22 protein-coding genes are annotated in these 23,237 nt (G+C 70.7%); 7 read left to right on the forward strand and 15 right to left on the reverse strand.

The window, feature by feature from the left end:
* Window positions 1-277 (forward strand): SDR family oxidoreductase (locus VMR86_12290; protein HTO07822.1); only part of this gene is annotated, 277 nt, incomplete at its 5' end.
* 1 nt (window position 278) lies between these two features.
* Here VMR86_12290 and VMR86_12295 read toward each other — a convergent pair.
* The 10 genes from VMR86_12295 to VMR86_12340 all read right to left on the reverse strand — a co-directional run bounded on the left by VMR86_12295 (window position 279) and on the right by VMR86_12340 (window position 8,781).
* A complete protein-coding gene (locus VMR86_12295; protein ID HTO07823.1) occupies window positions 279-821 on the reverse strand; it encodes a hypothetical protein in 543 nt (180 codons plus the stop codon).
* Between the two features lie 5 nt (window positions 822-826).
* A complete protein-coding gene (locus VMR86_12300; GenBank protein HTO07824.1) occupies window positions 827-1,435 on the reverse strand; it encodes a hypothetical protein in 609 nt (202 codons plus the stop codon).
* 4 nt (window positions 1,436-1,439) lie between these two features.
* On the reverse strand, window positions 1,440-1,976 hold the full coding sequence (locus VMR86_12305; protein HTO07825.1) for a hypothetical protein: 537 nt from the start codon (window positions 1,974-1,976) through the stop codon (window positions 1,440-1,442).
* 68 nt (window positions 1,977-2,044) lie between these two features.
* Window positions 2,045-3,622 (reverse strand): ATP-binding protein, encoded by a 1,578-nt coding sequence (locus VMR86_12310; GenBank protein HTO07826.1) that lies wholly within the window; start codon window positions 3,620-3,622, stop codon window positions 2,045-2,047.
* A gap of 466 nt (window positions 3,623-4,088) precedes the next feature.
* Window positions 4,089-4,619 (reverse strand): acetolactate synthase small subunit, encoded by a 531-nt coding sequence (gene ilvN, locus VMR86_12315; GenBank protein HTO07827.1) that lies wholly within the window; start codon window positions 4,617-4,619, stop codon window positions 4,089-4,091.
* Window positions 4,619-6,334, reverse strand: a complete 1,716-nt coding sequence (ilvB, locus tag VMR86_12320; protein HTO07828.1) for a biosynthetic-type acetolactate synthase large subunit — start codon at window positions 6,332-6,334, stop codon at window positions 4,619-4,621. Before ilvB ends, ilvN begins: the two co-directional genes overlap by 1 nt.
* Window positions 6,335-6,529: 195 nt before the next feature.
* Window positions 6,530-7,324: a Rieske 2Fe-2S domain-containing protein gene (locus VMR86_12325; protein ID HTO07829.1), complete on the reverse strand. Its 795-nt coding sequence runs from the start codon at window positions 7,322-7,324 to the stop codon at window positions 6,530-6,532.
* Between the two features lie 25 nt (window positions 7,325-7,349).
* Window positions 7,350-7,754 carry an arsenate reductase ArsC gene (locus tag VMR86_12330; protein ID HTO07830.1) on the reverse strand — a complete coding sequence of 135 codons (405 nt, stop codon included), beginning with the start codon at window positions 7,752-7,754 and terminating at the stop codon, window positions 7,350-7,352.
* A complete protein-coding gene (locus VMR86_12335) occupies window positions 7,751-8,410 on the reverse strand; it encodes an aquaporin (protein ID HTO07831.1) in 660 nt (219 codons plus the stop codon). The genes VMR86_12330 and VMR86_12335 overlap by 4 nt, the downstream gene beginning before the upstream one ends.
* Window positions 8,407-8,781, reverse strand: a complete 375-nt coding sequence (locus tag VMR86_12340; GenBank protein ID HTO07832.1) for a metalloregulator ArsR/SmtB family transcription factor — start codon at window positions 8,779-8,781, stop codon at window positions 8,407-8,409. Before VMR86_12340 ends, VMR86_12335 begins: the two co-directional genes overlap by 4 nt.
* Window positions 8,782-8,848: 67 nt before the next feature.
* Here VMR86_12340 and VMR86_12345 point away from each other — a divergent pair, with 67 nt between their 5' ends.
* The 4 genes from VMR86_12345 to VMR86_12360 all read left to right on the forward strand — a co-directional run bounded on the left by VMR86_12345 (window position 8,849) and on the right by VMR86_12360 (window position 13,167).
* Window positions 8,849-9,286, forward strand: a complete 438-nt coding sequence (locus tag VMR86_12345; GenBank protein HTO07833.1) for a hypothetical protein — start codon at window positions 8,849-8,851, stop codon at window positions 9,284-9,286.
* 157 nt (window positions 9,287-9,443) lie between these two features.
* The gene (locus VMR86_12350) at window positions 9,444-11,099 is read left to right on the forward strand and encodes a fumarate hydratase (GenBank protein HTO07834.1); all 1,656 of its coding nucleotides are present in this window, start codon (window positions 9,444-9,446) and stop codon (window positions 11,097-11,099) included.
* Window positions 11,096-12,067: a tRNA-dihydrouridine synthase family protein gene (locus VMR86_12355; protein HTO07835.1), complete on the forward strand. Its 972-nt coding sequence runs from the start codon at window positions 11,096-11,098 to the stop codon at window positions 12,065-12,067. The genes VMR86_12350 and VMR86_12355 overlap by 4 nt, the downstream gene beginning before the upstream one ends.
* Entirely contained in the window at window positions 12,064-13,167 is a 1,104-nt protein-coding gene (locus VMR86_12360) for a hypothetical protein (protein HTO07836.1), read from the forward strand. Before VMR86_12355 ends, VMR86_12360 begins: the two co-directional genes overlap by 4 nt.
* A 10-nt stretch (window positions 13,168-13,177) precedes the next feature.
* Here the strand turns inward: VMR86_12360 and VMR86_12365 are convergent, their stop codons facing one another.
* From VMR86_12365 to asnS, 4 genes are read right to left on the reverse strand one after another with little or no spacing between them, the layout of a single operon-like run.
* Window positions 13,178-15,691: a hypothetical protein gene (locus VMR86_12365; protein ID HTO07837.1), complete on the reverse strand. Its 2,514-nt coding sequence runs from the start codon at window positions 15,689-15,691 to the stop codon at window positions 13,178-13,180.
* A 24-nt stretch (window positions 15,692-15,715) separates the two neighbouring features.
* Entirely contained in the window at window positions 15,716-16,918 is a 1,203-nt protein-coding gene (locus VMR86_12370; protein ID HTO07838.1) for an NADH:flavin oxidoreductase, read from the reverse strand.
* Window positions 16,919-17,686, reverse strand: a complete 768-nt coding sequence (locus tag VMR86_12375; GenBank protein HTO07839.1) for an SDR family oxidoreductase — start codon at window positions 17,684-17,686, stop codon at window positions 16,919-16,921.
* A complete protein-coding gene (asnS, locus tag VMR86_12380) occupies window positions 17,686-19,035 on the reverse strand; it encodes an asparagine--tRNA ligase (GenBank protein ID HTO07840.1) in 1,350 nt (449 codons plus the stop codon). The genes VMR86_12375 and asnS overlap by 1 nt, the downstream gene beginning before the upstream one ends.
* Before the next feature lie 60 nt (window positions 19,036-19,095).
* On the opposite strand from asnS, the gene VMR86_12385 reads away from it, so the two are divergent.
* Window positions 19,096-20,475 (forward strand): MFS transporter, encoded by a 1,380-nt coding sequence (locus tag VMR86_12385; protein ID HTO07841.1) that lies wholly within the window; start codon window positions 19,096-19,098, stop codon window positions 20,473-20,475.
* Here VMR86_12385 and VMR86_12390 read toward each other — a convergent pair whose 3' ends face one another.
* Entirely contained in the window at window positions 20,476-22,305 is a 1,830-nt protein-coding gene (locus tag VMR86_12390; protein ID HTO07842.1) for a tetratricopeptide repeat protein, read from the reverse strand.
* A gap of 76 nt (window positions 22,306-22,381) precedes the next feature.
* Between VMR86_12390 and VMR86_12395 the strand changes: the two genes are divergently transcribed.
* On the forward strand, window positions 22,382-23,227 hold the full coding sequence (locus VMR86_12395; GenBank protein ID HTO07843.1) for an MBL fold metallo-hydrolase: 846 nt from the start codon (window positions 22,382-22,384) through the stop codon (window positions 23,225-23,227).
* Window positions 23,228-23,237 lie beyond the last annotated feature (10 nt).

Here is a 23,237-nt window from a genome sequence, read left to right on the forward strand (position 1 = left end):
ACTCGCCTTCACGCTGTCGAAGGAAGAGAAGAAGAACGGCATCCGCGTGAACGTGGTCGCTCCGGGCCTGGTCGAGACCGAGATGGGCCGCCGGCTGGTGAAGGGCGCGATGGGCGTCGACGACATCCGCAAGCTCGACGCGGTGATGCCGTTCGGCCGGGTGTGTCAGCCCGAGGACGTGGCGAACGCGGTGCGCTTCCTGGTCTCGGAACGCGCCAGCTACATCACCGGCGAGAAGCTGAACGTCTACGGCGGCGGGCAGAGCCCCGCCGGCTGACTCAGGGGTCCCGGCCCTTCCAGGTCATGCGCCAGGCGCAGCAAGTGTCCCCGCTGAGCACGCAGTGCAGCTCGGACACGGCCACGTCTTCGTAGCCGTTCGCGACCAGCATGCCGCGGATGTAGCCGCGGGCCAGGAGACAGTGCTCGCGCGTGGTGGAGTCGAAGCCCACGAGCTCGGCGCGCGCCTGGGTCGGTGACTCGAAGATGCCGCGCAGCTTGCCGGTATCGTGCTGCGCGGACCAGAGCGCGAAGACGCTGCTCGAGGAGCGCATGCTGCGCATCAGGTCGCCGTACACCTCGCTGTGCTGGCCGGCGCCGAGCGCGCCGAACTGCTCGATCGTGACCTCGGGGTCGCCCGGCGCCAGCCGGGCCGCGGCGCGGATCAGCGCCACGAAATCGAGCTCGGGGTACCACGAGGACAGCCGCACGTCTTCTTCGAGATAGCGGTGGAGCGCCGGCGGCAGGAGCTCTTGCGCGCGCTCGCGGTTCTTGCGCAGGAACTTGATCGGCCCGAGCAGGACGGCGCCCTTCGCGTTGCCCATGACCGCTAGCCTCCCGGCTCCCCGCGTGCCTCGCGCTTCCAGGAGCAGCGCCAGAGGCACGACGGGTCGTTCCGGAGCGTGCAGGAGACCTTGTCCACGGTGACGTCCGAGTAACCGTTCACCAGGAACGTGCCGCGCAGATAGCCGGTGAACGAGAGACAGAACTCGTGCGAGACACCCGCGAAGTCGGTGAGCTCGAAGCTCATGCGCGTCGAGCCCTCGCGCACGCGGCGCAGCTCGCCGGTATCGTGCTGGGTCGACCAGAGCGCGAAAGTGCGGCTCTGGGAGCCGTGCCCCACCAGCAGCTCGCGGTAGATCTCGGAGTGGCTGCGCGCCGCGAGCTCCCCCATGCGCTCCAGCGCCCGCTCGGGCGGCATGGCATACAGGTGCGCGCCGGCGCGCAAGAGCTCGGCGTGGTCGGTCTCGGGATACCAGCCCGAGACGGACAGCGTGTCGCTCAAGTAGTGCTGCAGCTCGGGCCGCAGGTGCGGCAGCACCTCGTCGCGCCGGGAGCGCAGGTGCTTCACGAGCCCCAGCACGGCGACGCCCTTGACCATCCCACCCGCCACGGAGGGCGCATCGGTCGCGGGCCGGCGTGAGTGGAGTCGGGACACCGGGTCACTTCTCCTCGAGCGGGGTCCAGGCACCCCGCCAGGTGCACAGCGAGTCGCCCCAGAGCCGACAGGTGAGTTTCTGGACCGAAGCGTCCGTGATGCCGTTGATGGCGAGCGTGCCCGCGAGATAGCCGCCCAGGAGGAGACACATCTCGCGCGAAGTGTCTTCGTAGCCCACCAGCTCGAGCCGAATCCGGCTGGGTGTCTCGAGCATGGAGCGCATCTCGCCGGTGTCGTGCTGACTCGACCAGAGCGCGAACGTGCGGCTGTTGGACTGGACCCCGCGCAGCAGGTCGCCGTAGACCATGGTCTGCTGGCGCGCGCTGCGCTCGCCCATCATCACCAGCGCCCGGTCGACGGGCCCGGGCAGGAGCTTCGCCACGCCGCGCAGCAGCTCCACCATGTCGGACTCGGGATACCAAAGCGACTGAGTGATGGGCTCGTCGAGATACGAGTGCAGCGCGGGCGGAAGCACCTCGAGCGCCTCGTCGCGGCGCGCGCGCAGGAACTTCACCGCATCGAGGATGGTGATGCCCTTCACTCTTCCCATCCCACTGGATATCGGCGAATCGCAGTGACCGGTGGACTACACCAGCGGGAACGCGCGCCTCACGGGTCCTTTGCCGCCGGCAAGTGCCGGCGCAAGAGCGCGTAGAAGCGGGCGCGATCGATCGGCTTGGTCGCGAAATCGTCGCATCCGGCCGCGAGGCAGCGCGCGCGCTCCGTGTCCATGGCGTGCGCCGTGAGCGCCACGATCGGCGTCGCGAAGCCCTGGCGACGCAGGATCTTGGTGGCGGTGTAGCCGTCCATCACGGGCATCTGCATGTCCATGAGCACGATGCCGAGGGCCTGGCCCGACTGCCGCGCCTCGTGCACGCGCTCGATCGCCTGCTGGCCGTTCTCGGCCAGCACGACCTCGAGCCCGGCGCGCGTAAGCAAGAGCGAGATCAGGCGCTGGTTGTCCGGACCGTCCTCGACCAAGAGCACGCGCCCGCGCAGATCCGGCTCGGCGTCGCCCTCGCGCAGCTCCTCGCCGCCCGGTGACTCGTGCGCGGGCACGCGCGCCACGCCCTCGAGGTTCCCGGCCGGCAGGTCGACGCGGAACAAGGTGCCGCGGCCCGGCTCGCTCTCGACCTCGATCGAGCCGTCGAGCAGGTCGGTGAGGCGCTTCGAGATCGTGAGTCCCAGGCCCGTGCCGCCGTAGCGGCGCGTGGTCGAGCTGTCGGCCTGGCCGAAGGGCCGGAACAGCTTCGCCCGCTCCGCAGCCGTGATGCCGATGCCCGTGTCGCTCACCTCGAAGCGCAGGCGCGCGGACGCCGAATCGTCGCGCAGGTGCACGCGCAGGCGCACGCTCCCGACCTCGGTGAACTTGATCGCGTTGCCGACCAGATTGATCAGGATCTGGCGCACGCGTGTGGGGTCGCCTTCCACGTGCGCGGGCACCGCGCCGTCGAACTCGAGCTCGAAGTCGATCCCCTTCGACTCCGCCCGCACGCGCATCAGCCGCTCGACCTCGCGCACCACGCTCACGGGCGAGAAGGTGACCCGCTCGACCTCGAGCCGTCCGGACTCGATCTTCGACAGGTCGAGTATGTCGTTGAGCAGCGCGAGCAGATAGTCGCCATTGCGCTGGATCGTGCGCAGCGCGTCGACGGTGCCCGCCGGCGCCGCGGCCTGCGTGGCTTCCTCGAGCAGCACCTCGGTGAAGCCCAGGATCGCGGTCATGGGCGTGCGGATCTCGTGCGACACGTTGGCCAGGAACTCGGTCTTGATGCGCGTGGTCTGCTCGGCGTGCAGCATGGCCTCGCGCAGCGCCGAGTTCGCCTCCTCGAGTGACTCGGTGCGGTTGCGCTCGGCGCGCAGCAGCCGGCGCTCGCTCAGGTCGCGGGCCACGGCGAGCCAGCCCGGCTTTCCGTCGAGCGCGAGCGCGTGCAGGGCCAGTTCGAGCGGCAGGTCGGCGAGCGGGCCGTGGGAGAGACGCACCTCCACGCGCCGGCCGGCTTCCCCGCCGAGCGCGCGCCGCTCCTCCACGTAGGCCTGGAAGCTCTTGCGCGACGAGGCCGCGACCAGGTCCGGCAGGCCGACCCCGAGCAGCTCCTCGGCGGGCTGGCGCAGGAGTCGCAGGGCGGCGTCGTTCGCGCGCACGATGCACAGCTCGGCGTCGAGCCAGAGGACGGCGTCGCTCACGAGCGCGTCCAGGCGCTCGCGGGGATCGTCACGCGTTCGTGCCGCTGCGGACATGACTCCCATGGCGCATCGACGCACCGGCCTTTGACCCTTGAGCCCTCGAGCCCCACGGGCCTGGGCGACCGCCCGGCGCGCCGGCGCCGGGAGCCGGGGCCTGCCGACGGGGCGCCCAGGGCCGGTCACTGAGAACGATTTCACAGACGGCTGCGCCAGGTCAGGTCATCTTCCAGCTCGAAGGAGAGACACCATGACCCGCTACGAGTCGATCTGGACCGACATCGCCTCACTGGTCGTCGCGGGAGCTTCGCTCGCCTTCCTGGCCTTCATGCTGACAGCGGCGCAAGGGAACTGAGCCGGAGGCCGAGCGAAGGCCGCCCTGAGCGAGGCCCGCAAGCGCCGGAGCATGGGGGTGCCCATGCGATCACAAGTCAGCCGCGCGCAGTGAGCCGCAGGCGAACGTAGTCAATCAGGTCAGTCGGGCCCCTCGGGCCATCAACAGCTTCCCGGAGCGCACGAGCTCGGAGAGCTTGAAGGGACGCAGCAGGTCGACGAAGGCGTCGAGCTTCTCGCTCGGCCCGTGGACCTGCAGGATCAGCGAGTCGGACCCGTAGTCGACCACCTTCGCCTTGTAGTGCTCGGCGACCTGGAGGATCTGCGTGCGCTGGTCGAGCGGCGCGAACAGCTTCACCAGCGCGATCTCCGTCTCGTAGCTCTCGTCGCCGGTGTGGTCGATCGCGTGCACCACGTCCACGAGCTTGGCGAGCTGCGCGATGATCTGCTTCAGGTCGCCGGCGTTGCCCGAGCACACGATGGTCATGCGCGAGAAGCGGCCCTCGGCCCCGGCCGACACCACGAGTGACTCGATGTTGAAGCCGCGGCGCGAGAAGACCAGCGCCACGCGCACCAGGACGCCCGGCTTGTTGTTCACGAACAGCGAGATGGTGTGCATGTGCGGCCGCGCGGGCGCGGGCTGCGGGGCGGCGAGTGCGGCGGACATCAGGTGCTCCCGGTCGGCTTCTCGAGCCGGTGCTTGGGTTTCTCGATCAGCATCTCGGCGATCGACGCGCCCGCGGGGATCATCGGGAAGACGTTGTCCTCCTTCACCACCTCGGCCACGACCACGCACGGGCCCGCGTCGTACTGGTGCGCCTCGCGCAGGATGCGATCCACGTCGGCGGGCCGGCGGATGCGCAGCCCCTTCACGCCGTAGGCCTGCGCGAGCTTCACGAAGTCGGGATTGCCTTCGAGGTCGGCACCCGACAGGCGGTTGTCGTAGAACATCTCCTGCCACTGCCGGATCATGCCGAGATAGTTGTTGTTGATGATGAGACACTTGACCGGCAGCTTGTGAATCGCCGCGGTCGCGAGCTCCGGGCAGGTCATCTGGAAGCCGCCGTCGCCGACGATCGCCCAGATCTTCTTCTTCGGGTTCCCGAACTGCGCGCCGATCGCCGACGGGAAGCCGAAGCCCATGGTCCCGGCGCCGCCGCTCGACAGCCAGTGCCGGTTCTGCCGCGCCAGACAGAACTGCGCCGCCCACATCTGGTGCTGGCCCACGTCGGTGGTCAGGATCGCGTCGCCGCGAGTCACTTCGTTCAAGCGGTCCAGCACGTGCTGCGCGCGCAGCCCGCCCTGCTTGGGATACTTCAGCGGGTACTGCTTGCGCCAGCGGTTGATCTGGGCCAGCCACTCCTTGGTGTCGGCGATCTCGACCTGGGGCACCAAGTCCTCGATCACGAGCCGCGCGTCGCCCAGGATCGTGACGTCGGGCTGGATGATCTTCCCGAACTCGGCCGGGTCGATGTCCACGTGGATCTTGACCGCGCGCGTGCAGAAGTCACTCACCCTGCCGGTGATGCGGTCGTCCCAGCGCGCGCCGATCGACATGATCAGGTCGCAGTCCGCCACCGCCTTGTTGGCGTAGGCGGTGCCGTGCATGCCGAGCATGCCCAGGTGCAGCGGGTGGGTCTCGTCGACCGCGCCCTTGCCGAGCAGCGTGTTCACCACGGGGGCGCGCAGCTTCTCGGCCAGCGCGGTGATCGCCTTGCCGGCGTCGGAGATGACCGCGCCCTGACCCACGTAGAGCACGGGGCGGCGTGAGTCGCGCAGATACCTCGCGGCGCGCGAGATGGCCTCCTCGTCGCCGCGGCTCGGCACCGTGTAGCCGGGCAGGTCGAGCGCGTCGGTGAAGGGCGCGTTGCAGGGGCCCTGCCCCACGTCTTTCGGCACGTCGATCAGCACCGGCCCCGGGCGCCCGGTGGTCGCGATGTGGAACGCCTCGCGGATGATGCGCGGGATGTCCGCCGGGTTCTTGATCAGATACGAGTGCTTCACCACCGGGTAGGTGATGCCGGTGACGTCGGCTTCCTGGAACGCGTCCTTCCCCAGGTTCACGGCGTTGGTCTGGCCGCACAGCACGATGATCGGCGCGGAGTCCATCTGCGCGGTGAGCAGGCCCGTGACCGTGTTGGTCGCGCCGGGGCCCGAGGTCACGAGCACCACGCCGGGCTTGCCGGTCGAGCGCGCGTAGCCGTCGGCCATGTGCGTCGCGCCCTGCTCGTGGCGAGTCAAGATCAGCTTGATCTTGGAATCGACCAGGGCGTCGAACATCGGCATCGCGGCGCCGCCGGACAGCCCGAAGATGTACTGGACCCCCTCCCTTTCCAGACACTGGATGATCTTCTCGCCGCCGGTGGGGATTTTCTGGGGCATGTTTCAGCTCCGGTCTGGGGGTGGGTCGGGGATTTCGACCCAGAATTGCAGATCTTCGAGCTGGAGTCCAGCGCGGGAGCCTGGCTTGAGCCTCGAAGATGACGATTCCAAGGCGAAAATCGGCTCGATGGCGGAGCTGAGCTCCAGAACAGATCGATTCATGGCCTGAAATCGGCTGGTCAGCTCGAGCCTGGCTCAGAAAATGAGGCTGGCAACGCCGTTTTCGTCGACCTCGACCTTCGGACCGGGTAAAAGATTCAGCCCGCGGCCGTCGCAGCTCCGTCCGGAGCGCACGTCGAAGCGATAGCCGTGCCAGGGACACTCGAGGATGGCTCCCGAGAGCGGCGCTTCTTCGAGCGGGCCGAGCAGGTGCGGGCAGATCGCCGAGAACGCGACCAGCGCGCCATCGACCTCCGCGACGCGCCACGGCCGGCCTGCGTGCTCGACCACGAGCGGCAGCTTGGGCCGCACGTCGGAGAGGCTTCCGAGCGCCACGCGAGCTCGAAGAGCGGCCTTGGGCGTGCGCAGGCGCGACAGCAGCTTCGCGCGCCGCACCATCATCGCCTCGTCCTCGTCCCAGAGCTTCGCATAGAGCGCGCGATAGCCGTCTCCGAGCGTCTGGCGGCGCTCGGGAGACACTTCGGGCACGAGAAACTCGACGCGAATCGCGGTCTCGTGCTCACTGCGCGGCTCGAGCTGCGTCCAGATCTCGGTGCCCTTGCCAGGACCCTCGATCGTGGCAGTCACGTAGCGCAGCTCGTCGCGGTGCAGCACGACCTGAAGCGTGATGTCGCGCGCCCCGGCGCCTCGGCCGCGCACCACCGCGGTCCAGCCCCAGTCGCCCGCGTCGACGCGCCGGATCTGCGCGAACGAGTCGCGGTGCAGCGACGGCAGGTGCTCCCAGTCGAGCACGTTCTCCCAGACGCGTTCGGCCGAGACCGGCAACACCCGCTCGTACGTGGCCACGGACGTGAGGCGGGTGCGGCGCATGAGCGCGAGGATAGCCCGGGAGGGGCTAGGCCCGCTGCCAGCCCCGCTCGCGCACGAGCGCGGCCACGCGCTCGCGCAGCTCGTCGCGGATCTCGCGCACGCGCGCCAGTGACTGGCCCTTCGGGTCGGGGGTCGGCCAATCGAGACGCCGCAGCCCCGGCACGTGAGGACAGGCTTCGCCGCAGCCCATGGTGACGAGCAGGCTCGAGCTGCGCGCCAGCTCGTCGGACAGGAGGGTCGGCTGGGCTCCGGCGAGCTCGATGCCGATCTCGCGCATCGCGGCGACCACCTCGGGGTGCACGCGCGCGGCGGGCTGCGTGCCGGCGGATCGGGCCCGGGCGAGCCCAGGATCGGCGCAGGCGTTGAAGAGCGCAGCGGCCATCTGAGAACGGCCCGCGTTGTGAACGCAGGCGAAGAGCACGTTCGTCACTTGGCGAGCCAGCGCGCCGCGGAAGCCGCGGCGAAGGCGCCCACGGCCTGTGCGGCGATGAAGCCGGGCGCGTCGGCCGGCCGGATGCCGGCAAAGGTGTCGGACAGCGTGCGCGCGATCGTGACTGCGGGGTTCGCGAACGAGGTCGACGACGTGAACCAATACGCCGCCGCGATGTACCCACCGACGGCGAGCGCGACCGCGGTCGCGTCGCGCAGGCGCGCGCAGCTCTGAACCACGAAGATCAGCCCGAACGTCGCGAGCGACTCGCTCAAGAGCTGTCCGGCACCGCTGCGCGCGTGACTCGAGATCGAGAACACCGGCAGCGCGAACATCGCGTTTGCGGCGCCCACACCGGCCAGCGCGCCGGCGAGCTGGCCGGAGACGTAGGCCGGGACCTCGCGCCAGGGGAGCGCGCGCTCCCAGGCGGCCACCAGAGTGACTGCGGGATTGAGCTGCGCCCCCGAAATCGGCGCGAACGCGAGGATCAACGCGACCAGGGCGGCTCCAGTCGCGGCCGAGTTCGCGAGCAGCGCCAGCGCCGCATTCCCGCCCGCCAGGCGTTCGCCCATGATCCCGGAGCCGACGATCGCCGCGAGCAGGAAGGCGCTCGCCAGGGCCTCGGCGCAGGCGCGCTTCCCGAGCGAGAGCGTCATCCCGCCTTCCGCCGCATGGCCTCCGTCAGCCGCTTCGGGGGCGCGAGCGCAGCGCACAGCTCGTCGAGTCGCTCGAGCCGCAGTCGGTAGTACATCCACGTGCCGCGGCGCTCGCGCTCGAGCAGCCCGGCCTCGGTCAGGACGCGCAGATGGTGGCTCACCGTCGGCTGCGTGAGACCCAGCGGCGCCGTGAGATGGCAGACGCACGCCTCGCCTCCCGGCTGCGCCGCGAGAAAGCTCAGCAGCCGGAGCCGGCCCGGGTCGCCCAGCGCGCGGAACACCGGAGCGAGCTCGTCGGCCTCGCGTTCGGCGAGCCGGCCCTTCAGGACCGGCGCGCAGCAGGAAGCTGCCTCGGGCTTGCGTATTGGCATCCGTCTATATTGACATCGATCGATGGATCCCGCAACATCGATGCTCATCAATATAAGGAGCCCGGACATGGCCAACACCTTCCACGTCTCCCTCAACGTGAAGAGCATCCCGGAGGCGGTCGAACGCTACCGCAAGATCCTGGGCGCGGAGCCGGCGAAGCTCCGCCACGACTACGCGAAATTCGAGCTGGCGGATCCGCCGGTGATCCTGTCGCTCAACCTGATCGGTACGCCGGGCACCGTCGGTCACCTCGGTATCCGCTACCCGGAGAACGCCACGGTGGCCAGCGAGCTGCGCCGCGCGCAGAGTGACTCACTCGCGCCCTACTCGCAGGAGGGAGTCACCTGCTGCTATGCGAAGGCCGACAAGTTCTGGGTCCGTGACGCCGACGGCATGGCATGGGAGATGTACTCCCTGCTGGCGGACGCGGACGCCGAGCCCGAGCCCGACCCCGGCCTCGAGCGGTTCCTTTCCGGTGGGGGCGGCTGCTGCAGTGCCCGCTGACCCGGCGATCCGCGTCGCGCGCGCTTCCTCGCCGGGCGCGGCTACAGCCGCATGGATCGGGCGCTCGCCCCCAGGGAAATCGCCGGCTCGCGCGAGCTCGCCTCGGTCTGTCCGGTGTCGGCGATCCTGATGTTCCGCGGGCTATAGTCCCGCTCCCATGCCCGACTTCCAATACCAGCCCATCTTCGAGCACGGCCACGACCAGACGCCCTACCGCAAGCTCACGTCCGACTTCGTGAAGCTCGAGCGGGTCGGCGGCCGCGAGATCCTGGTCGTCGACCCGCGCGCGCTCGAGCTCCTGGCCTGCGAAGCGCTCGACGACGTGTCACACCTCTTGCGCCCGGGTCACCTGGCGCAGCTGCGCAAGATCCTCGACGACCCCGAGGCGAGCGAGAACGACCGCTTCGTGGCGCTCGAGCTGCTCACCAACGCGAACATCGCCGCGGGCCGCGTCTTGCCGAGCTGCCAGGACACGGGCACGGCGATCGTGGTGGCCTACAAGGGACAGGACGTGTACACCGGCGGCGGCGACGACGCCGAGTCACTCTCGCGCGGCATCTTCGACGCCTACCAGCGCCGCAACCTGCGCTACTCGCAGATGGCGGCGCTCGACATGTACACCGAGAAGAACACCGGCACGAACCTGCCCGCGCAGATCGAGATCTACGCCGAGCCCGGGCGCGAGTACAAGCTCTTGTTCCTGGCCAAGGGTGGCGGCTCGGCCAACAAGACCTTCCTGTACCAGGAGACCAAGGCGCTGCTCAACCCCGAGTCACTCTTGAAGTTCGTGGCCGAGAAGATCCGCACGCTCGGCACCTCGGCCTGCCCGCCCTATCACCTGGCGCTGGTGATCGGCGGAACCTCGGCCGAGATGACGCTCAAGACCGTGAAGCTCGCCAGCGCGCGCTACCTCGACGACCTGCCCACGCGCGGCAACGAGCTCGGACGGGCGTTTCGCGACCCGGCGCTCGAGGAGCAGATCCAGAAGCTGTGCAACGAGACCGGCATCGGCGCGCAGTTCGGCGGGAAATACTTCGCGCACGACGTGCGCGTGATCCGGCTGCCGCGCCACGGCGCATCGTGTCCCGTGGGGCTCGGCGTCTCGTGCTCGGCCGACCGCCAGATCCTGGGCAAGATCAGCCCGGAGGGCGTGTTCCTCGAGCAGCTCGAGAGCAACCCCGCGAAGTATCTCCCCGACGTGAACCCCGACGAGCTGGCGGGCGACGTGGTGCGCGTGGACCTGAACCGGCCCATGCGCGAGATCCTGGCGCAGCTCACGCGCCATCCGGTCGCCACGCGGCTGTCACTCAGTGGCCCGATGATCGTGGCGCGCGACATCGCCCACGCGAAGCTGAAGGAGAGGCTCGACCAGGGCCTCGGGCTCCCCCAGTATCTCAAGGAGCGCATGATCTACTACGCGGGCCCGGCGAAGAAGCCGGAAGGCCGCGCCTCGGGCTCGTTCGGGCCGACCACGGCCGGCCGCATGGACTCCTACGTCGACCTGTTCCAGAGCCAGGGCGCGAGCCTGGTCATGCTGGCCAAGGGCAACCGCGGCAAGGCCGTGCGCGACGCCTGCCACAAGTGGGGCGGCTTCTATCTCGGCTCGATCGGCGGGCCGGCCGCGCGCCTGGCCGACCATTCGATCGTGAAGGTCGAGGTCCAGGAGTATCCCGAGCTGGGCATGGAGGCCATCTGGAAGATCGAGGTCCGGGACTTCCCGGCCTTCATCGTGATCGACGACAAGGGCAACGACTTCTACGCCGGCCTGCTCGAGCGCCGGCCCAGCCCCGTGCTGCAGATCGGCGGCGAGTGACTCGCGGGTCCGGTGTGACTTCGCTCGGGGCGGCCCTGGCTCGGCCCCTCCCCTTCACCGCCCCGTTCCTGCTCGCGCCGATGGAGGGAGTCACGGAGCCCTGCTTCCGCGACCTGGTGCTGGCGCGGAACGACGCGGGCGCGCTGGGCGGGGCGTTCACCGAGTTCGTGCGGGTCAGCGTCTCGCCGATCCCGCGCGCCGTGATCGCGAGACACCTGGGGCCGTCCGTCTTCGCGCAGCCGGTCGGCGTGCAGCTCATGGGGAACGACCTGGGGCACCTGGCGCACACGGCCCGGAACGCCGTGGCGGCAGGCGCGGCGCTGGTCGATCTGAACTTCGGCTGTCCCGCGAAGGGCGCGATCGCCGGCTGCGCGGGCTCGGCCTTGCTGCGGGATCCACTGGCGCTCGAGAAGGTGGTGCGCGCCGTGGTCGACGCGGTGGACGTGCCGGTCACGGCCAAGATCCGCGCGGGCTGGGACGATGCGAGCCGGGTCGAGGAGCTGGCGCGCGCTGCCGAGGCCGGCGGCGCGAGCCTGCTCACGGTGCACTGCCGGACGCGGGCCGAGGCCTATTGCCCGGAGGTGGACTGGACGCGCATCGCCCGGGCCGTGCGCGCGGTGTCGATCCCGGTGTGCGGGAACGGCGGGATCGCGAGTCACTCCGACCTGGAACGCCTGCGGCGGGAGACGGGCGCCGCGTACGCCATGGCCGGCCGCGGCGCGCTCGCCGACCCGTGGCTGTTCAGCGGAAACGAGGTGACTCGCGCCCAGGCCGTGCGCTTCCTGCTCGACTACGCCCAGGCCATGCGCGAACGCGGCGGACTGGGTCCGCGCGGCGTGGCGGCGCGGCTCAAGCAGCTCCTGCGCTACTGGAACGCGGGCGGGCTGGTTTCCGGCCCGGAGGCGCGCACTGAGTGGCTGCGAAATCCCGATCCGGAGCAGAGCCTGCGTGATACGCTGACCGGGTGACTTCGCGGTGGCTGGTGTTGGGGCTGCTCCTTCTTCCGGGCGTGGCGAGCGCCCAGATGCAGTGCGGCGACCTGAACCTCGACGGTCAGGTGAACGCGGCAGACGCGGCGCTGCTCCGTGCTCAGCTGGCCGCAGCGGGCTCGCTCACTCTGCAGCAGTCGCTTTCCTGCGACGTGATCTCGGAGCTGCGCGCGCCCGGGCTCGGGCCCGACCCCGCGGACCTCGACGGTGTCTGCTCTCTGGCCGACGCCGACGTCATGACCCGCAACGGCCAGTCTCTTCCGCCTGGGCCGACTCAGGCCTGCGCGCTGGGCGCCACCACTCCGTGCTGCCAGGTCCACGGTGGCGTGGGCTGCAACACTCCCTCGGTCGTGTCGTGCGTGTGCGCACAGCGCGCGCAGTGCTGCACGGTCGGCTGGGACGCCGCCTGCACCCAGCTCGCGTGCGCGGGCAGCTGCGGTGGTGTCTGCCCGGCCGGGCTCAGCTACTGCCCGACCGACTGCTTCAACCTGGCGAACGATCCGACCAACTGCGGCGGGTGCGGGCATCACTGCACGAACGCCCACGGTAGCAGCGCCTGCACGTCCGGCACGTGCAACCCGTCTTGCACGTTCGGCTGGCAGAGCTGCGACGGCGACCTCAGCAACGGCTGCGAGAGCAATCGCACGGCCGGGAACGCCTGCGTCGCAGCCAGCTCGCTGGGGAGCCTCGCGGGCGACGCCGCCGGCTCCGTCACGCGCACGGGCTACGCAGACACCTGGCTCAGCGTGCAGCTCGCGGAGACGAACAGCACGCCGTTCCCTCATGACTTGAGCGCGCGAATCGAGCTCGACTCACCCGCGTCGGTGAACTTCGACCTCGACGTCGTGTGTCTGTCCTGCGCGGGCAGCCCGTTCACTTCGTCCCAGCCGGCCGGCGTTCCCGACCTGCTCTACGTGCACCAGACCGACTCCATCGTCGGGAACGACTCGCTCGAGCTCGTGATCCACGTGAGATACTTCTCCACCAGCTCGCTCACCGCGTGCGGGCTATGGACCCTCACGCTGACCGGCGACACCGGAGTCCCGCAGGGCACGAGCGCGATCACCTGCAGCCCGTGACGGGCTCGAGTCAGGGCGCCGCCGCTGCGCAGCTCTGGCCCAGGGACGGCCCGTAGCCGAGCAGCGCGCGCGCAATGCGCGCCGCGTCGGCCTCGTCGCAGTCACGCCTCATGCCGCTGGTCAAGAGACCCGCGTCGATCGCACCGCTCACGCTGCAGTGGTCGGCATGAATCACCGCATAGGGGAATCCCGCGAGTCCGCCGCGGATTCCGCTCCAGTCCTCCTCGTCGACCACGCCGTCGCCGGTCACGTCCCCGCACTGACACGCGTCGCCGATGCCGTCCTCCTGGCTCGTGCCGACGCCGCCGGAGTCCGTCTGGTTGGGGTCGGAGACGAACGGGCACACGTCGCACATGTCCCTCGAGCCGTCGCCATCGGTGTCGGGACCGGTCGCTTCGGCGAAGCGCGCGTAGTAGGCCGAGGTCTCGAGGCCGGCGCGGAGGAAGTCACCGCCCACCACCACGTCGTTGTTGGGCAGCGGAAGCACGGCGTAGACGGTGTGATCGAGAATGCCCGGCCCCATCCGCTTCCACACGCTGCCATTCCAAAGCGCGATGCCCGAAGCGCGGGCGCTGCCGGAGTAGTCGAACGAGCCCGCGACGACGATGTCGCCGTTCGGGCGCACGGCGACCGTGTCGACCTGCGAGCCGGCACTGAGTCCCCCTCCGATCGGCACCCACGTGGTCGTGAAGAAGGGCAAGCGAGCGACGCTGAACAAGCCGGGGGCGCCGCCGAGCGACGAGAACAGACCTCCCACGATCACGTCTCCGCTCGGCAGCTCGAGCACCGACGTGATCGCTCCGTCCGTGGAGCTCACGAGCGAGAACCAACTGGAGTTCACGAAGCTGAAGGCCGCGAGACCCGCGGTTCCGATCGAGCCCGCTTGGTTGAACTGACCGGCCGCGATAATGCCGTTCGTGCCGTCGCGAGTCAGGCCCAGGACGCGCCCCGAGGTGCCACCGCCGAAGTCGGACAGCCAGGCGCCCGAATGCCAGTGGGCGAGGTTCTTGTTCTGCACGCCGCCGATCACCGCGCTGAACGAGCCGCCGGCCACGAAGTCATTCGCGTCGAGCGCGAGCAGGGTGGCGACTTCGCCCGGCAGGCCGGCGCCCAGCGCGCTCCAGGTGCTGCCGTTCCAGGCAGCGATGTTCGCGGCGGCAACGCCGCCCGCCTGCGAGAAGACACCGCCGGCCACGAGCGTGCCGTTCGTCAGCACGGCGAGTGACTCGACCGCGCCGTTGATGCCCGTGCCCAGCGGCAGCCAGCTCGTGCCGTTCCAGCGCGCGATGTGGTTCATCGCCACGCCACCCACGCTGCCGAACGCGCCGCCCGCCACGATGTCTCCGTTCGAGAGACGCACCAGCGCCCGAATCGGGTTGCTGAAGCCGGCCCCCGGAGCGACCTGCCAGGCCTGGCCAGCCGCATCCAGGACCGCCACCGAGACTCCGTTGGCCGCAAACCCGGCCGCGGCCAGCTCCCCGTCCGCCAGCGACGCCAGCGCGTTGACCGTGTCGAGCGGGGCCACCGGTGTGAGCTTCGACCAGCTCGAGCCGTTCCACTGCGCGATCGGATAGCTCGCGGTCCCATCCGTCGGGCTGAAGAACCCCGCGGCGACCAGGGTTCCGCTGGTCCGCACGCGCAGGCGGCGCACCTGGCCGTCGTTGCCCGTGCCCATGTTCGACCAGGCGGAGCCGTTCCAGCGCGCGACGTTGCTCACCGTGACTCCGCCCGCGGAGCTGAACGCGCCGCCCACCACGACGTCGCCGTTGGGCATGCGCGCCAGAGCTTCCACGACGACGCTGCCGGTCGCGCCCGGTATACCGGTGCCCATGGCGTTCCAGGTGGAGCCATCCCAACGCGCAACGCGATTCCAGGTCACGCTGTGCGCGAAGTCTTGCAGGAAGTCACCGCCGACGATCACGTTGCCGTTGGGCAAGGTCACGAGCGCATTGACCACGTTCGTGAGCTCGATCGCCCCGTTCGCCAGGGGAAACCAGGCACTGCCATTCCAGCGCGCCACGTAGGCCAGGTGTGTGCCGCCCGCGGTCTGCGTGAACGCTCCGCCCGCGACCAGGTTCCCGTTGGGCAAGAGATCGAGCGCGTTCACCACGTTGTTCAGGCCCGTGCCGAGCGGGCTCCACTCACTGCCGTTCCACAGACCGATGTAGGGGATCTCGACCTCGCTTCCGTGCCGGAAGCCGCCGCCTGCCACGACTTGCCCATTGGGCATCACGATCAGCGACTGCACGGTCCCGTCGAGCCCGGTGCCCAGCGGCGAGAACTGGCCGGTGGCCGGGTGGTAGAGAGCGACGTTGTGGGCGACCATGCCGCCGGCGAGGTCGAACGTGCCGCCCACGACCAGGTCGCCGTTGGCCAGCGCGACGACCGCGTTCACCACGCCGGAGACACCGGGGATTCCCTGGCCCGGCTGCCACTTTCCCTCGCACACCTGCGCGTTCGCTGCGCCCGCCAGCAGCCACAGCGCGCAGAACGACCCGAAGAACCGCCGACCGACGCCACCCATCGCGCCGCGAATCATCTCACGTTTTCAGGTTGTGAGTCGCGGACCGTCGAGCACGCAGCGCACGCCGCCCGCGTCCATCTCGGCGACGCACACGTTGCAGTGGGTGCAGCGCGAACGGACCGCCGGGTCCGAAGTCATGCGCTCCACCAGGTCGGGATCGGCGATGAGCGCCCGGCCCATGGCCACGAAGTCGAAGCCTTCGGCCATGGCGCGCTCGACGTTGGCGCGCGACACGATGCCGCCCAAGAGCACCAGCGGCATGCGCACCGCCGCCCGGACGGCGCGCGCCTCGGCCAGGAAGAACATCTCCTCGAACGGATACTCGCGGATCACTCTCTCGCCGAACCAGCGCAGCGCGAGCTTCTGCAGCCGGCTCTTCTCGACCGCGATCATCTCGGCCAGCGGCCGCCGCCCGCGGAACAGATAGAACGGCGAGCGGCTGGTGAAGCCGCCCGAGAGCACGAGCGCGCTCGCGCCGCCGGACTCGAGCAGCCGCGCGAGCGCGACCGAGTCGGCGAGCTCGAGCCCGCCGCGGAAGCCGTCGCGCAGGTTCGTCTTGCACAGCACCGGATAGTCGGGGCCGACGACCTCGCGCACGCGCGCGAGCACGGCGAGTGACAGGCGCGCGCGGTTCTCGAGACTCCCTCCGTACGCGTCGCTGCGCCGGTTGGTCGCGGGTGACAGGAACTGCGACAGCAGATACCCGTGGCCCAGGTGCAGCTCGACCGCGTCGAAGCCCGCCTCGCGCGCCAGCCCGGCCGCCGTGCCGAACTCCTCGACCACGCGCGCGATGTCGCCCGGCCGCATGGCGAGACCGAACGGTTTGCCGGCCGCGATCCCGTACTGATTCACGACCGGCGAGGGGCCGCGCGGCAGCCAGGTCGAGAGCTCCTTGTTCTTGGTGAACCAGCCGCAGTGGCCGAGCTGGAGCGAGGCGGCGCCGCCCGCGCCATGGACCGCTTCGGTGACTCGCTGCAGCGGCCCGACCGTCTCGCGGCGCATCGTCATCTGCTCGGCGAAGGTGCGCCCGTCGGACGAGACCGCGCAGTACGCGACGGTGGTGAGTCCCACGCCTCCCGCCGCCAGCGCGCGGTGGTGGGAGACGAGGTCGGCGGACGGCAGGCCTCCGGGGGTCATGCCCTCATAAGTCGCCGTCTTGATCACGCGGTTGCGCAGCGCGAGCGAGCCCAGTCGCGCCGGCGCGAACGCGTCGTGCGGGGCAGTCACTCAGTACCGGTCGGGGCGGATCTCCGCGTCGTTTCCGCCGTCGATGTAGTGGATCGAGCCGTGGATCCAGCTGGCGCGGGGACCGAGCAGGAAGGCCGCGAGCTCGGCGACCTCCTCCGGCTCGCCCATGCGGCCGAGCGGGATCGAGAGCTTGCCGATCGCGGGACCCGTGACCGGATCCGCCAGGTCGCCTGCGAGCAGCGGCGTCTTCACCGGTCCGGGAGCGATCGCGTTGAGCCGCACGCCCGCCCGCCCCCACTCACCGGCCCGGCGGCGCACGGCGCGCCCGAGCGCATGCTTGGCGCCCATGTACGCGACGATCGGGCTGTCGCCTGCGTCGGCGAGGCGCGCCGCCTCGGCTTCGTCGCCGGCCAGCAGGGCAGTCACGTAGGGGTGATCCTCGAGCGGGGCCAGCTGCGCGGAGTTCGACCCGACCACGAGGGCTGCCGGTGACTCGCCCGCGCGCAGCGCCGGGAACAGCGCGTCGAGCGGCGCGACCGCGCCGAAGTAGTTCACGGCAGTCACGAGCGATGGCGGGCGCACGTGTGCGCCGACGCCGGCCGAGAGCACGAGCCGGTCGAGCCTTCCTCCGCAGGCCGCGAGCACGCCCGACACGGCCGCGCGCCGGCCGTCGGCCTTCGACAGGTCGGCGCGCACCTCGGCGTCGCGCAGGTCCACGCCGATCACGCGGGCGCCCTCGGCCTCGAGCTTGCGCCGGATCGCCAGCCCGATGCCCGACGCGCAGCCCGTGATCGCGCAGGTGGTCATCAGAACTCCGCGTAGCCGGGCACGCGCGGGAAGGGAATCACGTCGCGGATGTTGGCCATGCCGGTGAGGTAGAGCATGAGCCGCTCGAAGCCGAGCCCGAAGCCGGCGTGCGGCACCGAGCCGAAGCGGCGCAGGTCGAGATACCAGCCGTAGTGTGACTCGTCGAGGCCGCACTCGCGGATGCGCGCGCGCAGCACGTCGAGCCGGTCCTCGCGCTGCGAGCCGCCGATGATCTCGCCGACTTTGGGCACCAGCACGTCCATGGCGCGCACCGTGCGCTCGTCGTCGTTGGCGTACATGTAGAAGGCTTTGATCTCCTTGGGGTAGTCGGTCACGATCACCGGCCGGCCCACGTGGCGCTCGGTGAGCCAGCGCTCGTGCTCGCTCTGCAGGTCGGCGCCCCACTTCACCGGGAACTCGAACGACTCACCCGAGCGCTCGAGCGCCGCGATCGCCTCGCCGTAGCTGAGGTGCGCGAAGGCCGCGCCTGCGACGTGCTCGAGCGTGGCGCGCACGCCCTTCTGGATGCGCTCGTCGAAGAACGCCATGTCCTCGGCCGACTCTTCCAGCACCGCGCGCAGCACGTAGCGCAGGAACTCCTCGGCCAGCGCCATGTCGCCGCGCAGGTCGCAGAACGCCATCTCGGGCTCGATCATCCAGAACTCGGCCAGGTGGCGGCTGGTGTTCGAGTTCTCGGCGCGGAACGTGGGGCCGAACGTGTACACGTTCTTGAGCGCGAGCGCGCCGATCTCGGCCTCGAGCTGGCCCGAGACCGTCAGATAGGCCGGCCGGCCGAAGAACTCGCCCTCGTGACCGGGCACGGTCACGCGGAACATCGCCCCGGCCCCTTCCGCGTCGCTCGTGGTCACGATCGGCGAGTGCAGCCACACGAAGCCGCGCTCCTGGAAGAAACGGTGCACGGCGCGCGCCGCCACGTTGCGCACGCGCAGCACCGCGCCCAGCGTGTTCGTGCGCGGACGCAGGTGCGCGATCGTGCGCAGGAACTCGAAGCCGTGACGCTTCTTCTGCAGCGGGTAGTCGGCGTCGGCGCGCCCGACCAGAGTGACTCGCGTGGCGTGCAGCTCGAGTGACTGCTCCCGGCCCTGCGGAGCGACCAGCGCGCCCTCGACCTCGACCGCGCAGCCGGTGTCGAGCTTGCGCACCTCGTCCTCGAAGTTCGCGAGCTCCGGGCCGCACACCACCTGCACGCCGGCCAGACACGAGCCGTCGCTCACGTCGAGAAACGAGACGCCCTTCGAGTGCCGCGCCGTGCGCAGCCAGCCGCGCACGCGCGCGGCGTCGCCCGCGCGCCCGCGCGCGAGCAAGTCCTTCACCGAGCCGTCGTTCATCGGTCCCCCCGGGCCAGCGCGGCTCACGATAGCGCGGCGCGAGTTGACAGCGAGAGTGGCGTGCCGTTCCTTCCCGCGCGCTGCATGGCCCGCGACGACGACTTCTTCGCCCGCGTGAGTGCGCGCGGCCGGGGCGCACCGCCCGGTCCGGAAGCGGCGGTGCTGCGGCGCAACCTGGCTCTGCTCCAGACCGACGGCATCGCCGCGAGCATCATGGTCGGCTCCGGCGAGACCTATCTCGTCGCTTTCGCCCTCGCGCTCGGTCTGGGCGACATCTTCGCCGGCTACATGGCGACGGGGCCGATCCTGGCGGGGGCGGTGCTGCAGCTCGTCTCGCCCTGGGGCGTGCGGCGCCTGGGCTCCCACCGCCGCTGGGTGGTGCTGTGCGCGGCGGCGCAGGCGGGCTGCTACCTGCCGCTCGTGGTCGCCGGCTGCGTGGGCGCGCTCTCGGGTACGGCGTTGTTCGCGATCGCGACCTGTTACTGGGCGACGGGCATGATGACGGGCGCGGCCTGGAACGCGTGGGTGGGCACGCTCGTGCCCAAGAGCCTGCGCTCGCGCTTCTTCGCGCGCCGCACGCGCGCCGGGCAGGTCGCCATGCTCGGCGGCCTGCTCGCCGGCGGCGCGATCCTGCACAGCGGCGAGGAGAGCGACCTCCACTTACTCGCCTTCGCCGCGCTGTTCGCGCTGGCGGGCATCGCGCGCGCCTGGTCGGCCTGGCTCCTGTCGCAGCAGAGCGAGCCGAACCCGCTGGTGCAGCCGGAGCCCGACCCGAGCTCGGTGGCGCGCCCGCTGCTCGCGGGGAACAAGCGCCTGCTCGGCTACCTGTTGACGCTCCAGGTCGGCGTGCAGGTCGCGGCGCCCTACTTCACGCCTTACTGGCTGTCTCCGGCGTCGCTCCACCTGTCGTACGTGGGCTACACGACGCTGATCGCCACGGCGTTCGTGTCCAAGATCGCGGCGCTGCCCTGGCTGGGTCACCTGGCCGCGCGCCGCGGCGCGCGCCGGCTGCTGCGCTGGGCGGGCCTGTCGGTGGTGCCGGCGCCTGCGCTGTGGACCCTGTCGAGTCACTACGGGGTCTTCTTGGGGATCCAGCTCTACTCGGGCATCGCCTGGGGCGCGCACGAGCTGGCGACGTTCCTGCTCTTCTTCGACACGATCCGGCCCGAGGACCGCACGCGCGTGCTCACCGGCTACAACCTGGTGAACGCGTGCGCGATGATCCTGGGCACTTCGCTCGGCGCGCTCGTGCTGCGCCACGCCGGCACCGGCCCCGACGGCTATCTGCTCTTGTTCTGGCTCAGCGCCGGCGCGCGCGCGCTCACGCTGCCGCTCCTGGCCTGGATCCCGGAGGCCGACGCGCGCCGCGGGCTGGCCGACCGCGCCGAAGGGCCGATCCAGCGCCTGCCGGAGGCGAGTGACTCGCCGCTCGCCTCCTAGCTACTGCGGCGGCGGCCGCTGCACGACCGCATTGCCGCTGCGGAAGACCGCCAGGTGCGAGTCGAGCTGCGGAATGCCGTCGTCCCAGCCGAGCTGGCGCGCCTGGGCGAGCGCCAGCTCCTCGAGCGCCGTCGCGCCGGCCACGTCGCCCGAGGCAGCCAGCGCCAGCGCGCGCACGTCCATCTGCTGCGGGTGCTCGCAGGACACGAGCTGGCACGCGCGGGTCACCAGCCGCTGCGCCTCCGCGCCGTTGCGCAGCGGGGGTGAGGGCGCGGTTGCGCGCAGCTCGGCCAGTCCGAGCAGCGCGTCGGCCGTGTCGGGCTCGAGCGCGAGCTGCTTCTCGTAGTGTTCGGCGGCGGCGTCGAAGCGCCCGGTCTGCGCGAGCGCGCGCGCATAGAACACGTGCCACATGCTCGCGGCGCCGGGCTCCGGAGTCAGCGCGAACGCGCGCTCGAGGTGTTGCGCGGCGCCGGCCGGGTCGCCCGTGTAGTAGAGCGCGAACGCGTAGTGCGCCTGGGCGCGCGGCCAGCGCGGGTTGAGCTCGACCGCGCGCGCGAAGTGCGGCAGTGACTCGTCGATGCGCCCGACGGCGGCCAGGCCCATGGCGTACTCGGTCTCGGCGTAATAGTTCGGTCCTGTGACCGCGAGCGCGCGCTCCCAGAGCGCCGAGTCACTGCGCCAGAACTGGAGCTGCGCGCGCGTTCCGAAGGCCAGCGCGGCGGCCGCAAGCACCGTCAACGTCGGGCCGAGCGCGCGCGCCGCAGGCACGCGCGCGAGCACGTCGGCCGCGCCCCACACCACGGCCCACGCGACGCCGATCTGCGGCAGATACGCGTAGCGATCGGCGCGCGCCTGGAAGCCGACCTGCACGAGCCCGAGCGTGGGGCCGAGCCCGATCGCGAACCACAGCGCCCCCGCGGCGAGATAAGGTGCGCGCCGCCGCAGCGCGAACGCCGCCGCAGCCAGCCCGGCCAGCAGCGCGGCCGCTGCCAGCACCTGGAGGAGCGGCCAGTACACCGGATGCGGGTACATGACCGCCAGGCCGACCGGCACCAGTGACTGCCCGAGCGTGAGCGCGAGCGCGACCAGAGCGTTGTCCAGCCGGTTCGGAAGGTCCACCTCGAGCTGCATCGCCGTGCCCTGCGCCACCAGAGTCATGACCGAGCTCGCGAGCGAGAGCGCCGCGAACGGGAGCTTTTCCAGGAGGAGCCGCGTGCTCCAGGCACGGCGCAGCGGCCACGCGTCGAGCACCAGCAAGAGCAGCGGCAGCGACACCAGCATCGGCTTGGCGAGCAATCCCGCGGCCTGCGCCGCGAGCGCCACGCCGTAGGCCCAGCGCCGGCCTCCGCGCGCCCAGTCCGGCCACACGACCAGCGCGATCAGCCCGAATGCGGCGCACAGCAAGTCTTTGCGCTCGGACACCCACGCCACCGACTCCACGTGCTGCGGGTGCACCGCGAACAGCAGTGCCGCCGCCGCCGAGCGCGCGGCCTGACCCGTGAGCCGCGCGAGCGCGAGAAACACCAGGGCCGAGCACAGCCCGTGCAGCAGCGCGTTCTCCAGGTGCGGCGCCGCGGGCCCGCTGCCGAACGCGCTCACGTCGGCCATGTGCGAGAGCCAGGTCAGCGGGTGCCAGTTGCTGGCCAGGAAGGTGGTGAACGCCCAGCGCACGCCCTCGGCGTCGAGCCCGCGCAGCACCTGCGGATTTCCCGTGACGTATTGCCCGTCGTCGAAGTGCAGGAAGGGAAACTCGCGCACGGGCGCGTAGAGCCAGACCGCCGCTCCCGCGAGCAGCAGCGCGAAGCCGACCCGGCGCCAGGACTCAGTCACGCGCGGACGTTACCACGACGCGACACGGGCCCCGGCCGCGCGATAGGATTGGCACCCACCCACGAAGGAGCGGAGCATGCGCTGGAAGATTGGCTCGGTGACGGTCAGCCGCGTGGTCGAGATCGAGCTGCCGACCTCGGGCGACTTCGTGCTGCCCGAAGCGACGCCTGCCAACTGCGAGAAGATCGGCTGGCTCAAGCCGCACTTCCTGCTGCCCGACGGCAAGCTCGTGCTCAGCATCCACGCGCTCGTGGTCGAGTCGCAAGGCCGGCGCATATTGGTCGACACCTGTCTGGGCAACGACAAGAAGCTCTCGTTCCCCGACTGGGCCAACCGCCAGGGTCCGTTCCTGCAGGACCTGGCGCAGGCCGGCTACCCGCGCGAGTCGATCGACACCGTCGTGTGTACCCACCTGCACGTCGACCACGTGGGCTGGAACACCATGAAGTCGGGCGGCCGCTGGGTGCCGACCTTCCCGAACGCCCGTTACCTGATCGGCCGCAAGGAGTGGGACTACTGGGGCAAGGAGCCGACCAACCCCGAGGAGCCGATCATGGACGAGTCCGTGCGGCCGATCCTCGACGCCGGGCTCGCGGACCTGGTCGAGGCCGACCACAAGCTCACCTCCGAAGTGTGGCTCGAGCCGACGCACGGCCACACGCCGGGTCACGTGAGCGTGCGCATCTCGTCGCAAGGCGCCGACGCGGTGATCACCGGCGACATGATGCACCACCCCTCGCAGATCGCGCGGCCCGAGTGGGCCTCGAACTTCGACTGGAACGCCGAGCAGGGCCGCGAGACGCGGCGCCAGGCGATCCGCCGCTGGTCGGCCGGGAACTATCTCGTGATCGGCACTCACTTCCCCTCGCCGACCGCGGGCAGGATCGTGCGCGACGGAGACGGCTATCGCCTCGCGGTCTGAAGCTGCGGGC

Source organism: Myxococcota bacterium (assembly GCA_035498015.1).
Classification (GTDB): domain Bacteria; phylum Myxococcota_A; class UBA9160; order SZUA-336; family SZUA-336; genus VGRW01.